Below are 14,217 nucleotides of genomic sequence, written 5' to 3' on the forward strand. Positions count from 1 at the left end.
GCCGTATATATCTTTGTAGTGTATGGTGCCTGTTACATTTTCCAGTCGTCCACGCTGCTGCTGTCGTCGGTAGCGGCTATGGCAGATACATGGGGAGTGTCGGCAGATGCTGTCACTATGCCGCCTTCCTCATTCTCCTGGTCGTGGTTGAACGCGTCGAAGTCGAAATCGGGCATCAGGTCGGTCTTCACATAGTTGATGGTATCTGTGAGGCCCGCAAGGAATTTGTTGAAGTCTTCTTTGTACAGGAACATCTTGTGGCGGTCATATCCATTGTCATCAAAGCGCTTCTTGCTCTCGGTGATGGTTATGAAGTAGTCATTGCCGCGTGTGGCGCGTACGTCAAAAAAGTAGGTCCTTCTTTTTCCGGCTTTTATACGTTTGCTGTATAGGCTCTCATTACGGCTATCGCCCCTGTTTTCGTCAAAGTTTTTGTTTTCGTACGACACAAATTCTGTTTTTGAGTGATGAATATGTCACAAATTTAATTAAACAGATGAAGTATCCAAATAAATTTAGCATATACGGAACATTCGTCCATATTGGATCGCAGGCATTTACAGGCATTTCCATCATGTGATGCCATCGCTGTTTTGCCATAATGCCTTTACACAATATCTGTTATATTTGTTGCCATGATCCTGTTCGCCGGGCATCCTGCCCGGTGGTAGAAAAGATCAGACATACATACCCATGAAAGTGGTCATTTTCGCTGGCGGCCGCGGTACCCGCATCTCCGAAGAGTCGGCGCTGCGCCCCAAGCCCATGATAGAGATAGGCGGCAAGCCCATATTATGGCATATAATGAAGATATATGCCGCTTATGGCCATACCGATTTCATAGTGTGCCTGGGTTATAAGGGGCATATGATAAAGGAATACTTCGTGAACTACTTCCTGCACAATGCCGATATAACTGTAGACCTGTCCAAGAACACTTACGAGGTACACCGCAACTCGGCAGAGCCGTTCAGGATATCGCTCATAGATACCGGGCTGGACACCATGACGGCAGGCAGGCTCAAGAGGGTGCTGCCCTATGTGGGAAATGAGCCTTTCATGCTTACCTATGGCGATGGCGTGAGCGATGTGAACATAGATGAGCTGCTGCGTTTTCACCGCGAGAGCGGCAAGATATGTACCATGACGGCCATACAGGCTACCAGCCGCTTCGGGATCATAAAAATGGAGGATGACGGCACCATAGACAGCTTTGAAGAGAAACCCGAGGACTCCGGCACATGGATAAATGGCGGCTTCTTTGTGATAGACCCGCGCATAGCAGAATACCTGCACGATGATGCCGATGATATAATGTGGGAACGCCAGCCCATGAACGACCTGGCCCGCGATAAGCAGATAGCGGCCTACAAGCACCATGCCTTCTGGAAATGCATGGACACCCTGCGCGACAAGGAAGAACTGGAACAAATGTGGCAAAACGAGCCTTTATGGAAAAAGTGGTAACGGAAGCATACCTGCGCAAGGCATATAGCGGCAAACGCGTGTTCCTGACGGGGCATACGGGCTTCAAGGGCTCGTGGATGCTGCAGATACTGCACTGGCTGGGCGCCAATGTGAAGGGCTATTCGCTGGCGCCCGAAAAGCCCAATGACCTGTACCACCAGGTGCAGGGCGATAAGCTATGCTACAGCTCGGTGATAGCCGACGTATGCGACAAGCAGAAGCTGCAGACAGAGATGGCCCGCTTCGAGCCCGACTTTGTTTTTCACCTGGCAGCGCAGCCACTGGTGCGCCGTGGGTACGATATGCCATCCTATACCTTTATGGTGAATGCACAGGGCACGGCCCATGTGCTGGATGCCATGCGCTGCCTTACCGCACCCGCTGTAGGGGTGATGATAACCACCGACAAGGTGTATGATAATCCCGAGCGGGGCATACCCTTTGCCGAGGACGATAAGCTGGGCGGTTACGACCCGTATTCGGCCAGCAAAGCATCGGCAGAGATAGTGATAGATTCTTACAGGCGGTCGTTCTTCAACCCCGCCAAATACGATACGCATAAAAAGTCCATAGCATCGGCAAGGGCAGGCAATGTGATAGGCGGCGGCGACTATTCTGACGACCGTATAGTGGCCGATATAGTACGCGCCATATCATTTGGCGATACGGTGACCCTGCGCAATCCTGCATCGGTGCGGCCGTGGCAGCATGTGCTGGAGCCCGTGGTGGCCTACCTGGCGCTGGGCGCACATATGGCCGCAGACCCTGTACGCTACAGTACGGCCTACAACTTTGGCCCCGACCCCGATGATATGCTGACGGTAGAGGAACTAACGAAAGAATTCATAGCCCACTACGGACAGGGCGCATACGAAGCTACTCCCGATGCCAATGCACCGCACGAGGCAAAGCTGCTGCTGCTGAACAGTGAGAAGGCGCTGAACGACCTGGGCTGGCGGTCGCTGATGGATGCCCGTACCGCCATACGCTGGACGGCCGAGTGGTATGCCGACAAACAGACATCCGCATATGAAAAATGTATGCAGCAGATAAAAGCCTATTTCTCATAACCATTCCTTGCAAATGCAACTGCTACCACTGCCACTAGAGGGCGCATACCTCATCACACTTCCGTCCTCGCAGGATGTGAGAGGCACTTTTGTGAAGACCTTTCATGATACCTCACTGGCGGCAGCAGGTATATCCTTCACCCTGCGCGAAAGCTATTTTTCCTTCTCGCACAAGGATGTGATACGCGGCATGCACTTTCAGTTGCCACCGCACCACCACAGTAAGGTGGTGTTCTGCCCCAGGGGCGCCATACTGGATGTGATAGTGGACCTGCGGGCCGGCTCTGCCACTTATGGGCAGTACTATGCGCACGAGTTGAGCGAGGACAACCATATGGCCTACTTCATACCCGAGGGTTTTGCGCATGGCTTCAAAGCCCTTACCGATGGCGCTATGACTTATTACCTGGTATCTACAGAGTATAGCCGAGATCATGATACAGGTATACGGTACGACAGTATCGGTTTCGACTGGGGGGTAAAGGAGCCCATCATATCTGCCCGCGACCTTTCTTTCGGTACACTGGCCGATCTCAAGAGTCCTTTCTAAGAGGTGTCTATAGGCCTTTAAGCTGTTCGGCTATCCATGCGCTTACTTCGGCCGCACGGTTGTAGACCATTATGTGGCTACCACCTTTTACCCAATGGTCGGGCTTTACAGAGGAGGGCGTTATGACCCGGTCTGCGGTACCATGTATGTGCCATATGTTGGCAGGTGCCTCGGTGTTTTCCCACGATAACAGTGCTTTTATGCACCATTGCACGAACTTCGGGTCGTAGTCCGATATGATCTGCCGCAGTAGTTTTCTTTCCTCGTCGGTATGCGATCCGAGGCTGAAGAGCTCGAACCAGAAAGGGGTATTGAAGGCGCTGTCGGGCAATATGTCCATGGCGCTCTGCGCCAGTAGTACCGATATATTATAACCCAGTTCCTTTCGCGTCTTCGCGCTCGATACCAGTATGCCATGCCGTACCTTATGCGCCTTGCACATCTCCACCGTCAGCATGCCGCCAAAGGAAAGCCCCATAACGATAGGGTCGGCCTCGGGTATGGTATGGAACATCTTTGTAGCATAGCCGGCCATGGTATCGTCCTCGTCATAGGGTACCCACGGCAGGGGTACGAGGGTATGCCCCTCTATCTCCAGGTTGGCAAAAAGGCGCTGGTCGGCTCCCAGTCCGCTTATGCAGTATATGTTCTTATTGTGTTCCATTTGCTATGTACCTCCCTCTCCTTTGGAGAGGGACGGGGAGAGGTTTACCATACCAGCGCACTGGCCCCCAGTATGGCGGCATCGGCATCGGGCAGGGCAGAGAGTATAAAGGCTACTTTGTTCTTAAAAACGTTCAGCATATTGTTCTCCATATGCCTTCGGGTAGGGGCCAGCAGCAGCTCGCCGGCTCGTGCCAGCCCGCCAAAGAAGATAAAGGCCTCCGGCGAGGTGATGACCATCACATCGGCCAGTGTCTGCCCCAGTATCTTGCCCGTGAACTCGAACAGCTCTAGCGCAAAGGCATCGCCCTGCTCGGCAGCCTCGTGTATCATATGCGATGTGAGGTGACCTGCATGCTCGCGCAGTACGGTGGCATCGTTGCGTTGTGCCAGCCATTCCTTGGCTGTGAGCACTATACCCGTGGCAGAGCAGTAGGTCTCCAGGCAGCCCCTGCGGCCACAGCCGCACATACGGCCATCGCGCACGGCTATGAGGTGACCCAGCTCGCCCGCAAAGCCATCATGGCCATATATGAGTTTGCCATTGGCCACAAAGCCGCTGCCCAGACCTGTGCCCAGTGTCACCAGTACAAAGTCGTTCATCCCTTTGGCCGCGCCATACATCATTTCGCCTATGGTGGCGGCATTGGCATCGTTGGTAAGGGTGCAGGGCAGGTGCAGGGCCTCGTTCAGCATTTTGGCCAGCGGTATCACGCCGCGCCATGGCAGGTTGGGGGCAAATGCTATTTCACCGGTAAAGAAATTGCCGTTGGGAGCGCCTATACCTACGCCTGTTATATTGCCATGCCCGGCCTCGTCTATCAGGGGTTGCAACTGATCGCGCAGGGCGTTCACATACTCGTGCGCGGTGGCATGACCTGTGGTAGGCATGCTGCCTTTGGTCACTATCTCGCCCCGCCTGTTCACGATACCGTATTTGGTATTGGTACCTCCTATATCTATGCCTAGTGCCAGTGGTCGTGTCATAAGAGTTGTTTTGTTCGGGTCCCTCTTTTCAGTAGAGGAAATGGAAATGGTGATCGTAGTGTTGTTGATGATAGCTTTTTAATGTCCCCCGCCTATGGTAGCATCATAGTCTATGCCCTGCTTTTGCAGTATGCGGCGCACCGCATAGCCGAACCACGCCAGGTAGCCGAACCCTATGGCCGGTACCCAGTAAGAGCGGTGTATGCCTATAGAGGGTATATCGGCCAGCTTGCCCTGTATGGGGGGAATGATGGCGCCGCCCAGTATCATCATGATGAGGAAGGCCGAGCCCTGCGATGTGTATTTGCCCAGGCCCGCTATGGCCAGCACGAAGATGCAGGGCCACATGATGGAGCAGAACAGACCACCGCTGAGGAACGCATAGGTGGCTATGCGCCCCGTGGCGAATATGCCTGCCAGCATGAACGCCATGCCCAGCAACGAGAATACCATGAGGGTGGTGGCGGGCTTGTCTTGCGTAAGGTAGAAGGCCACCACCTGTATGGCCACGCACGACAGGTAGGCATAGAACGGAGTGATGTCATTGTTGGCTACGGCATTCACGGCCAGTACCACGCCAAACGCCGCCAGCGGTACGAACACCAGCAGCACCGTGCGCATCATGCCCGATGGCTCGAATATCTTTATAGACCCCGTCCAGCGGCCTATCATAAGGCTGCCCCAGTATACCGATATGAAGGGGGCCACCTGAGAGGACTCGTACCCGCCAAATGAGGGCTGTTTCAGCAGCTCGCCCAGGTTGCTTTGTATGGTCACCTCTACGCCCACATAGGTGAATATGGCCAGCATGCCCAGCACCAGCTGGGGGTACTGCATGGCGCCCCAGCCGGTGGGCTTGCTGCGGGCCATGCCCAGCGACAGCAGCAGGGTAGCTATGATAACGCCCAGCCCGGCCAGCAGCCACATAAAGCGTTCTGTCTGCAAAGAGGCCAGCACAGTAGTATCGGTGGTCTCTATGCGGTAGCTGCTGAACACCGGTACGAACACGGCCACCAGCAGTATGGTCATTATCAGCAAGGCTCTTACTGCCATTGGCGACCGTTCGTTATCGGTCTGGTACTGGCCCGATGGCAGTTTTTTGGAGAAGAAGAACAGCCCGGCAGCTATAACGAAGAGGGCGCCTACGCATGCATAGAGTATGGTCACTTTGTCCAGCCCCAGCGAGTTTATCTGGTCATCTTTGGCTATGGTGGTGCCAAAGAGGGCCAGCGCCACTATGATGGGCCCTATGGCCGTACCGAAGGAGTTGATGCCGCCACCGAGGGTGATGCGGTGTGCGCCTGTCTCGGGTGGGCCCAGCAGGGCCGCAAAGGGATTGGCCGCTGTTTGCTGCAGGGAAAAGCCCAGCGCCACGGCGAACAGGCCTGCCAGCATGCCCGAAAAGGTATTGGCATTCACGGCCAGTATCATGATGAGGGCGCCGATGGCCGAGAACAGCAGGCCGAACACTATGCTGTTCTTATATCCCCAGCGGGCTATGAGGTCTTTACCCAGTACCGATGCTATGAAATAAAGCGCCAGCGCACCGAAGTAGTATGCGAGATAGAATGCGAAGTCTATCAACTGCGACTGGAACTGATCGAGGTGGAAATAGTGCTTGCAAAAGGGTATGAACACCCCATTGCCTGCCGCTATGAAACCCCAGAAGAAGAACACCGTTACCAGTACCGACAACGCACCCGAACTGGCCTTGCCGGGCGCTTTTTGCTGCATTTCGCTCATGCTGTCATCATTTCTCCGAAAGATAGCGATAAAACGGAAAGTTGCAGCATAAAAGGAGCGTAGCGGCCCTTTAGGCCGTTGCTATAGGAATAGAACTAAAAAGATGTACTAGTGGCGCTCGCTTACGGGCAGCATCAGGTTTATGGTCTGCTGAACAACGACCGTATATTTTATACCTCCCTGCACTGCCTGGCTCACATTATGGTCGTACCCGCGGGCATATAGGTAGTAGTTGCCGTTCCACAGGCCGCTAAAGGAACAGGAAACTATAGATCCGGTACGGGTACAGGTGGCAGAGTCGTCATATCTACCATTGGCAGGTGCATCAAGGGCATCATATTTTATGAATACCATCATGCTGTCCAGGTTCACCGCATTGCCATGATGCTGAGGGTATATCATCAGGGTGGCATTGCCCCCCTTGCCGCCTATAGGGCGAAAGGGTTCGTGCTGGCAGCCGGTAGCGGCCAGCAGTACAGGTATGGCTATAGATAGCAGATGGCGTGGTTTCATAGATGGTCCTTATTTGGCGGGTTCGGCAAAAAGTTTGCTGCTGATGAATGTACTGTCTGTGAGTGTCTTCAGGAAGCTCACAATATCTTTTTTGTCCTGGTCGGTCATATTTATACCACCTGCCACGGCGGCATCGGTGGTGGGCGATGCCGCTACGCCTGTGCGGTAGTGCTCCACTACATCTTCCAGTGTCTTTATGCGGCCATCGTGCATATAGGGCGCGGTAACGGCCACATCGCGCAGCGATGGTACTTTGAATTTGTACAGGTCGGCAGCATCGTGGGTTATGTGTGCACGGCCGCTATCGTTCACGCCTATCACGGGGCTCAGGCCATTGTTGCGGAAGGAGAAGTCGGAGAAAAGGGGCTCTTTGTGGCAGGTAGCGCAATTGCGGCGTACCAGTTCCAGTCCGCGCAGTTCTTGTTCGGTAAAGGTACCGCCTGCTTCCCCGCGCGAATATTTGTCATACTTCGAATCGTCCGATACCATAGTGCCCATGAACTGTGCCATGGCCTTGAATATGCGCTGCGAGTTCACCAGCTCATCGCCAAATGCCCTTATGAACATTTCTTTATAGTCTGCGGCCATCTTTACCCTCGTCACCACATCGGCCATAGGCAGATCCATCTCTACGGGGTTCTGTATGGGGTTTATCGGCTGGTTCTCCAGGTGGTTCACGCCGCCGTCCCAGAAGAAGGAGGTATGCCACGCCATATTGGCCAGGCCGGGCGAGTTGCGGATGCCTACCTTATTGGCTACGCCATGGCTCACATCGTGCCCCAGGTTGGCGAAAGAGGCGAACTGCTGGTGGCAACTCCCGCAGGAGATACTGCTATCGCGCGACAGCCGCACATCGTAGAATAGCTTGCGGCCCAGCACAAAGCCGTCGTAGGTGAGCTTGTTGCCATCAAAGGTATATGCAGGCTGTGGCCACCCCTTGGGAACGGTGAATGATACCAGTTGCCATGTGCCGGGGTCTATGGTCTCTTTTTTGCATCCTGCTATCCACACACTGGCCATTACCAGGGCACATATGCATATGGCTATCGCTTTTCTCATGCTGTAACTTATGTATACAAAGTTAGGCTATCAACAGATATACTTATAGTCCTGCGTAAGATACAGATAGCATATTCGCATAATTGTCCGCAAGGTCCTTGGCCTTTTGCCCGGCAGAGTTGATGGCATACAGGGCAGAGAAGTCGAACACCGTTGGGGCCTTGAACAGCCTTAGCACATCGGCATCTACATGCACATGGTTCTCGCCATTGTCATTTACCGTTATAGCGGTGGGCAGGGAGAGGGTCATCGTGCGCTGTGTGGCATATTGCCCGGCATAGCCCCCCGCATGGAACGATATGGTGCCCCCGGTGGCCGGCGACTTTGGCGAGCTGCCTTCCAGCTTCAGCATTATGTAGCCTGTGCTCCATGTCCAGAACATGTCCTTCACGGGGTCCAGCGCACCTGTCTGCGCGCCCGATACATTGCGGGTGCTGTCCACACCTATCGTCAGCGTTACGCTGGTATAGGTGTCGTATGGTACGTTGGACATCGTAAAGTTCATATTTGGCTTATCGGCCTGGTCCAGCAGGTGATAGCTTTCGGTCTCGGTATAGGTGCCTTTAGCGCCATTGAGCTTCACATTGCTGATGTAGTATTTGAACAGGCTCACCTTGAAAGTATCGCCATGCTCGTTCACATATGCTTTGTCGTTCAGCACCAGGTCGGCGGTACCCACCTTGTTGAAGAATTCCATCACTACCTTCCCGGTGCCGGTAGGGTCGGGGTCGGGCTGTGGCGGGTCTTTCTTCTCGCAAGAGGCAAGTGCCAGGCTGGCCATGGCCGCCAGTATCATTGTGCGTATAGCTCCTTTCATCTCTGTATGGCTTAGTTCTTTTGTCCTTGTTTGAATTTTTCGGCCAGCGTATACAGCCTCGCCGACAGGCCGGCCACCATCAGTATGGCCACGGCAGGCAGCATTTTCCAGATGGGGGCTGTGGTGCCGTTAGCGGCCACATCTTTCCATAGGGCCACTACTATCAGCGCTATGGCGGTAGCTATGGCCAGTGTAATGTCTGTTCTTTTCATGCTATGTGTCTTTTGTTCGTCTGTTTATTTTTCTTCTTTCTTGCACATGCCTGCTATCTCGTGGTAGGTATCGTGTACCACGTTCAGTTGTTTCATTACTGCGGTGCTTTGCTCATCGCGCACTATCAGGGCGTTCAGCTTGTCGGTCTCTTTTACTAGCTTTTTCACCATTTTGCGTACCGCCTCGTTGTCGTATTTCTCGGGCATGGGCGATATGTTTATCAGCTTGGCGTTCTGGAACAGCTCGTGCGAACGGCTCTTTATCGGTTTCAGATCGCCCTCCTCGGCAGGGTGAAAGGTCTCTGCCAGTATAGAGTTGAATGTTCTCATCTCGGGCCAGTCGTTGAACTTGGCCTGCCCGAAAGAGGTAGCTGTGATCAATAACGCAGCGGCGATAAATAAAAGTTTCTTTTTCATAATGCTTGAACTATGTAATGCTGCACTGCACATATCGTGCCGATATGTACTGGGCAATGCATTAATTATGGCTGGTACAATGCTAAAATTAAGCAAAGATCCGGTACGGGGCACCGGGTATTTGTTAAAAAAACGATAGTATGACCATTATCAGCCGCACCGGCAGGGTAGGGAACATGCATTGGATACACCCCTAAGGATATGGCATACTACACCTGCTTTAGTTTTGTATTTTTGCCGGTACACTCATGCAGGGGCCGATCGCCTGCTGTATTTTGCCTTCAAATAATATGGAATACGATTTCTCCAAGATAGAAAGACACTGGAAACAGTACTGGAACGATGAACAGATATACAAGGTATCGAACGATAGCGATAAGCCGAAGTGCTATGTGCTGGATATGTTCCCGTACCCAAGCGGAGCCGGGCTGCATGTGGGCCACCCGCTGGGCTATATAGCATCTGATATATATGCGCGATACAAGCGGCTGAGGGGTTACAATGTGCTGCACCCTATGGGGTACGATGCCTTTGGCCTGCCTGCCGAGCAGTATGCAATAGAAACAGGCCAGCACCCTGCCGATACCACTAAGAAGAACATAGACCGCTACCGCGAGCAACTGGATAATATAGGTTTCTGCTACGACTGGAGCCGCGAGGTACGCACCAGCGACCCTCAATATTATAAATGGACGCAATGGATATTCCTGCAGCTCTTCCATAGCTGGTATAACAGGAAGGAGCAAAAGGCACAGCCTATAGAGGCGCTCACAGCCATCTTTGAGCAGGAGGGAAATGTGAACCAACCCTGCCCCGGCGATGGTAAACTTGTATTTAACGCTGCAGAATGGACCGCTTTCGGTGAGAAAGAACGGCGTGATGCACTGATGAACTATCGTATTGCTTATCAGGGATATGCACAGGTCTGGTGGTGCGAAGCTTTAGGTACTGTACTGGCCAATGACGAGGTGGTGAACGGGGTATCGGAGCGTGGCGGGCATCCTGTAGAGCGAAAGAACATGCGCCAGTGGTTCCTGCGGATAACCGAGTATGCCGACCGCCTGCTGACCGGGCTGGACGACCTGGACTGGACCGAGGCCATGAAGGAGATGCAGCGCAACTGGATAGGAAAGAGCAGTGGGGCAGAGGTGAGGTTCGACCTCTCCCCGTCCCTCTCCAAAGGAGAGGGTGGTGGGCTGCAAGATCATGAGCATTCGCAGTTCACCTCCTCCCCTTTGGGGAGGTCGGGAGGGGCTGAAACAGAGTTTATAGAAAGCCCCACCCCGGCCCTCCCCGAGGGGGAGGGAGATGTTCTCCTTCGTGAAAAAGAGGGGTGGCAGACCGCAGATCATAAGGTTTATAACGATCTGAAACAGTTCAAGAAAGAGCTAAAGAACAACCCTACCGAAGCAGAAGATATGTTGTGGCAGTATTTAAGAAAAGAAGGGCTTGATGTCAAATTTCGCAGGCAACATATCATTGGTAAGTTCATTGCAGATTTTGTATGCCTTACCCATAATTTGATAGTTGAGGTGGATGGCGGTATACATAAAGAGCAGACGATAGAGGACAGAGCGAGAACTGAAAATTTGAACGAACGAGGTTTCTCGCTCATTCGGTTCTCAAATGAAGAAGTACTTACAAGCATAGACTCAGTTCTTGAGAAAATAAAAGGCCAACTTTCCGAACAGCTCATCTCCTCCCCGAAGGGGAGGTCGGGAGGGACTTCTGCACATCCTTCGGAGAGGGTTGGAGAGAGGTTTTTGTCGGTCTTCACCACCCGTCCCGACACCATCTTCGGCGTGGACTTTATGGTGCTGGCACCTGAGCACGAACTGGTAGATAGCATTACCATTCCCGCCCAGCGCGAAGCCATAGACACCTACAGGCAATATGTAAAGAGCCGGTCGGAACGTGAACGAATGAGTGAAGTAAAGCAGGTAACAGGATGTTTTACAGGTGCTTATGCTATACATCCTCTCTCTGGTAAAGATATCCCCATTTGGATATCTGAATATGTACTGGCGGGTTATGGTACGGGTGCTATAATGGCTGTACCCAGCGGCGACGACCGTGACCATGCCTTTGCGCGATACTTTAACATACCCATCACTAACATTTTTGGCGACAGCTATACCGGCGAGGCGGCCTATACCGAAAAGACGGGTACCCTGCACAATAGCGACTTTGTGACCGGCATGACCATAGCCGATGGTGCTGAGGCAGTGATAGCCACATTGGAGAAAATGGGCACAGGCAGCCGTCGTATCAACTACCGCCTGCGCGATGCGGGCTTCAGCCGCCAGCGCTACTGGGGCGAGCCTTTTCCCATAGTATATGTGAACGATGTGCCATATGGCACCGATGAGATAGCAGACCCGGCAATAAATACACTGCCTGTAGAGCTACCCCATGTAAAAAGCTACAGCCCCGGCCCCGAAGGTCAGGGCCCTTTAGCCAATATACCCGAATGGGTAAGGGTGAACACTCAAGGCTACGACACACCTCCCTCTCCTTTGGAGAGGGTCGGGGAGAGGCCCGAGGCACTTCGCGAGACCAATACCATGCCCGGCTATGCAGGCAGTAGCTGGTACTTCCTGCGGTATATGGACCCGCACAACGATACCGAATTTGCCAGCCGCAAGGCCATGGACTACTGGCAGCAGGTAGACCTGTATATAGGTGGTACCGAGCATGCCGTAGGCCACCTGCTCTACAGCCGTATGTGGACAAAAACTCTCCACGACCTAGGCTACATAGGTTTCGACGAACCCTTCAAGAAGCTGATGAACCAGGGGATGATACAGGGGGGCTCGAGGTTTGCTTACCGTGTGAACGGTTCCAATAAGTTCGTATCTGCGGGGTTAAGGAAACAATATGATGTTACACCACTGCGTGTAGATGTGAATTTCGTAGATGGGGTAGAGATGGACATCGAAGCCTTCAAAAAATGGCGACCTGAATATGCCGATGCTGAATTTATACTGGAGGACGGCAAATATATCTGCGGAGCAGAAGTGGAAAAAATGTCCAAATCGAAGTACAATGTCGTTAACCCCGATGATATTGTAAGGCAGTATGGCGCAGATACCTTCCGTATGTACGAGATGTTCCTGGGCCCGCTGGATGCCAGCAAGCCATGGGACACCAAGGGCATAGAGGGGGTACACCGCTTCCTGAAAAAGCTGTGGCGCCTCTATGCCGATGAGCAGAAGGGCTGGGTGGTGACCGACGAGGCACCCACGGCCGACGAGCTGCGGTCGCTGCACAAGACCATCAAAAAGGTGAGTGAGGATATAGAGCGTTTCTCTTTCAATACCTCTGTGAGCCAGTTCATGATATGTGTGAACGAGCTTTCGGCCCTAGGCTGCCGCAAGCGTGCCGTATTGGAACCACTTGCGATTATACTGGCGCCCTTTGCGCCCCACATAGCCGAGGAGCTGTGGCAGAACGCCCTTGGCAACAAGGGTACCGTACTGGATGCCGCCTTCTCGCAGCATGATGATAGCCTGATAGCCGAAAGCAGCATCAACTATGCCATATCGGTAAATGGGAAGAAGCGTGCCGAGTTGGCCTTCGCTGCCGATGCCGGGCAGGCCGAGGTAGAGCAGGCCGTACTGGCCGACCCTACCGTGCTGAAATGGCTGGAGGGCAAAGAGCCTAAGAAGATAATATTCGTAAAAGGTAAAATGGTGAACGTGGTGGTATAGCCAGCCACGCTCCCGGCATATATATGAGCCAGCAGAAGACACCCCTTGTCAGCATATTCGTTATCACCTACAGGCACGAGCGTTTCATAGCGCAGTGCCTGGACAGCCTTGTAGGCCAGGTCACCAATTTCGACTTCCGGGTAGTGCTGGGCGAGGACTGTAGTCCCGATGGTACCCGTGCCATATGCGAGGAATATGCCGCCCGCTACCCGCACATCATAGACCTGCTGCCCGCCACCGAGAACCTGGGCGCAGTGCGCAATGGCATGCGTACCCTGAAGGCCTGTACCGGCAAGTACATAGCCATGTGCGAGGGTGATGACTATTGGTGCGATATGCACAAGCTGCAAAAACAGGTAGACCTGCTGGAGGCCGATCCATCGGTAAGCCTCTGTTTCTCCTCCGTTCACATACAGGACGATATAGGCTGGAACAAACCCTATGATCACTACTTTACCGTGCTGGATACCGATACCGTCACTATAGAAGATGTTATCCGTACCGACCGCAATATCATACCCACACCTACTATACTCTTTCGTCGCAGTGTGCTGCCGCCGCAGCCATACCCTCCCTTTTTCGAGTATGCGTTGATGGGCGATATTCCCATACAGCTCTTTGCCACACACAGTGGGGTAGCAAAGGCCATTCCCGGCCCGCTGGCCGTATACCGCGATCACGAAGGCGGCAAGACCAAGACCCGTGATGTGGTGCGGAAAGGCGAGGAGGCGCTGCTGGCCCTGCTCAATGGCTTCAACGAATATACAGGTCATAAGTACGATAAGGCCCTCAACCGCAAGTACCACGAAATGGCAAAGACCGACCTCATATTCGGCTCGCGCGAGCTAAGGGGTATGGCCCGCTTCAGGAATTATCTGCGGTACTTTCCCCAATACCTGAAATATGCCGAAAAAGTGAACCTGCGCGAGGTGGTCTACTATCACATACTGCTGTTCGCCCCCGGCCTGCTGCGCCTGGCGGGCAAAAAATAAGGCCGCTCCATCCAGAG

At 53.3% G+C, this 14,217-nt stretch carries 14 protein-coding genes; 5 read left to right on the forward strand and 9 right to left on the reverse strand.

Translation table 11 applies throughout. From position 1 onward, the window contains the following. Window positions 1–32 precede the first annotated feature (32 nt). Entirely contained in the window at window positions 33–449 is a 417-nt protein-coding gene (locus ABD843_RS01940; RefSeq protein WP_345077688.1) for a DUF3276 family protein, read from the reverse strand. A 244-nt stretch (window positions 450–693) separates the two neighbouring features. Here ABD843_RS01940 and rfbF point away from each other — a divergent pair, with 244 nt between their 5' ends. Genes rfbF through ABD843_RS01955 form a run of 3 tightly spaced genes read left to right on the forward strand, consistent with a single transcriptional unit; the run spans window position 694 to window position 3,087 of the window. Next, window positions 694–1,467 carry a glucose-1-phosphate cytidylyltransferase gene (rfbF, locus tag ABD843_RS01945; RefSeq protein ID WP_345077691.1) on the forward strand — a complete coding sequence of 258 codons (774 nt, stop codon included), beginning with the start codon at window positions 694–696 and terminating at the stop codon, window positions 1,465–1,467. Further along, on the forward strand, window positions 1,452–2,537 hold the full coding sequence (gene rfbG, locus ABD843_RS01950; protein ID WP_345077694.1) for a CDP-glucose 4,6-dehydratase: 1,086 nt from the start codon (window positions 1,452–1,454) through the stop codon (window positions 2,535–2,537). The genes rfbF and rfbG overlap by 16 nt, the downstream gene beginning before the upstream one ends. A 13-nt stretch (window positions 2,538–2,550) precedes the next feature. Further along, entirely contained in the window at window positions 2,551–3,087 is a 537-nt protein-coding gene (locus ABD843_RS01955) for a dTDP-4-dehydrorhamnose 3,5-epimerase family protein (RefSeq protein ID WP_345077696.1), read from the forward strand. A 7-nt stretch (window positions 3,088–3,094) separates the two neighbouring features. Here the strand turns inward: ABD843_RS01955 and ABD843_RS01960 are convergent, their stop codons facing one another. The 8 genes from ABD843_RS01960 to ABD843_RS01995 all read right to left on the reverse strand — a co-directional run bounded on the left by ABD843_RS01960 (window position 3,095) and on the right by ABD843_RS01995 (window position 9,498). Continuing rightward, the gene (locus ABD843_RS01960) at window positions 3,095–3,751 is read right to left on the reverse strand and encodes an alpha/beta fold hydrolase (RefSeq protein ID WP_345077699.1); all 657 of its coding nucleotides are present in this window, start codon (window positions 3,749–3,751) and stop codon (window positions 3,095–3,097) included. 44 nt (window positions 3,752–3,795) lie between these two features. Then, window positions 3,796–4,737 carry an ROK family protein gene (locus ABD843_RS01965; protein WP_345077701.1) on the reverse strand — a complete coding sequence of 314 codons (942 nt, stop codon included), beginning with the start codon at window positions 4,735–4,737 and terminating at the stop codon, window positions 3,796–3,798. A 78-nt stretch (window positions 4,738–4,815) separates the two neighbouring features. Next, complete coding sequence (locus ABD843_RS01970) at window positions 4,816–6,480, reverse strand: MFS transporter (RefSeq protein WP_345077704.1); 1,665 nt, start codon at window positions 6,478–6,480, stop codon at window positions 4,816–4,818. Window positions 6,481–6,588: 108 nt separating this feature from the next. Then, entirely contained in the window at window positions 6,589–6,993 is a 405-nt protein-coding gene (locus ABD843_RS01975) for a hypothetical protein (protein ID WP_345077708.1), read from the reverse strand. Between the two features lie 9 nt (window positions 6,994–7,002). Further along, window positions 7,003–8,052, reverse strand: coding sequence for a cytochrome-c peroxidase (locus ABD843_RS01980; protein ID WP_345077711.1), 1,050 nt, complete (start codon window positions 8,050–8,052; stop codon window positions 7,003–7,005). Window positions 8,053–8,095: 43 nt separating this feature from the next. Continuing rightward, entirely contained in the window at window positions 8,096–8,869 is a 774-nt protein-coding gene (locus tag ABD843_RS01985) for an MbnP family protein (protein WP_345077714.1), read from the reverse strand. 11 nt (window positions 8,870–8,880) lie between these two features. Further along, window positions 8,881–9,081 carry a hypothetical protein gene (locus ABD843_RS01990; RefSeq protein ID WP_345077717.1) on the reverse strand — a complete coding sequence of 67 codons (201 nt, stop codon included), beginning with the start codon at window positions 9,079–9,081 and terminating at the stop codon, window positions 8,881–8,883. Between the two features lie 24 nt (window positions 9,082–9,105). After that, a complete protein-coding gene (locus ABD843_RS01995) occupies window positions 9,106–9,498 on the reverse strand; it encodes a hypothetical protein (protein ID WP_345077719.1) in 393 nt (130 codons plus the stop codon). Between the two features lie 290 nt (window positions 9,499–9,788). Between ABD843_RS01995 and leuS the strand changes: the two genes are divergently transcribed. Both leuS and ABD843_RS02005 read left to right on the forward strand, forming a co-directional pair. Further along, window positions 9,789–13,208 carry a leucine--tRNA ligase gene (leuS, locus tag ABD843_RS02000; RefSeq protein WP_345077722.1) on the forward strand — a complete coding sequence of 1,140 codons (3,420 nt, stop codon included), beginning with the start codon at window positions 9,789–9,791 and terminating at the stop codon, window positions 13,206–13,208. A gap of 23 nt (window positions 13,209–13,231) precedes the next feature. Next, window positions 13,232–14,200 (forward strand): glycosyltransferase family 2 protein, encoded by a 969-nt coding sequence (locus ABD843_RS02005; RefSeq protein WP_345077725.1) that lies wholly within the window; start codon window positions 13,232–13,234, stop codon window positions 14,198–14,200. The last annotated feature ends 17 nt before the right edge of the window (window positions 14,201–14,217 follow it).

This window comes from Nemorincola caseinilytica, from assembly GCF_039540515.1.
GTDB lineage: Bacteria > Bacteroidota > Bacteroidia > Chitinophagales > Chitinophagaceae > Nemorincola > Nemorincola caseinilytica.

Excerpts from the sequence above, each read along its gene's own strand:
- rfbF (WP_345077691.1), top strand. The coding sequence starts at position 694 with ATGAAAGTGGTCATTTTCGCTGGCGGCCGCGGTACCCGCATCTCCGAA.
- rfbG (WP_345077694.1), top strand. The coding sequence starts at position 1,452 with ATGGAAAAAGTGGTAACGGAAGCATACCTGCGCAAGGCATATAGCGGC.
- ABD843_RS01955 (WP_345077696.1), top strand. The coding sequence starts at position 2,551 with ATGCAACTGCTACCACTGCCACTAGAGGGCGCATACCTCATCACACTT.
- ABD843_RS01960 (WP_345077699.1), bottom strand. The coding sequence starts at position 3,751 with ATGGAACACAATAAGAACATATACTGCATAAGCGGACTGGGAGCCGAC.
- ABD843_RS01965 (WP_345077701.1), bottom strand. The coding sequence starts at position 4,737 with ATGACACGACCACTGGCACTAGGCATAGATATAGGAGGTACCAATACC.
- ABD843_RS01970 (WP_345077704.1), bottom strand. The coding sequence starts at position 6,480 with ATGAGCGAAATGCAGCAAAAAGCGCCCGGCAAGGCCAGTTCGGGTGCG.
- ABD843_RS01975 (WP_345077708.1), bottom strand. The coding sequence starts at position 6,993 with ATGAAACCACGCCATCTGCTATCTATAGCCATACCTGTACTGCTGGCC.
- ABD843_RS01980 (WP_345077711.1), bottom strand. The coding sequence starts at position 8,052 with ATGAGAAAAGCGATAGCCATATGCATATGTGCCCTGGTAATGGCCAGT.
- ABD843_RS01985 (WP_345077714.1), bottom strand. The coding sequence starts at position 8,869 with ATGAAAGGAGCTATACGCACAATGATACTGGCGGCCATGGCCAGCCTG.
- ABD843_RS01990 (WP_345077717.1), bottom strand. The coding sequence starts at position 9,081 with ATGAAAAGAACAGACATTACACTGGCCATAGCTACCGCCATAGCGCTG.
- ABD843_RS01995 (WP_345077719.1), bottom strand. The coding sequence starts at position 9,498 with ATGAAAAAGAAACTTTTATTTATCGCCGCTGCGTTATTGATCACAGCT.
- leuS (WP_345077722.1), top strand. The coding sequence starts at position 9,789 with ATGGAATACGATTTCTCCAAGATAGAAAGACACTGGAAACAGTACTGG.
- ABD843_RS02005 (WP_345077725.1), top strand. The coding sequence starts at position 13,232 with ATGAGCCAGCAGAAGACACCCCTTGTCAGCATATTCGTTATCACCTAC.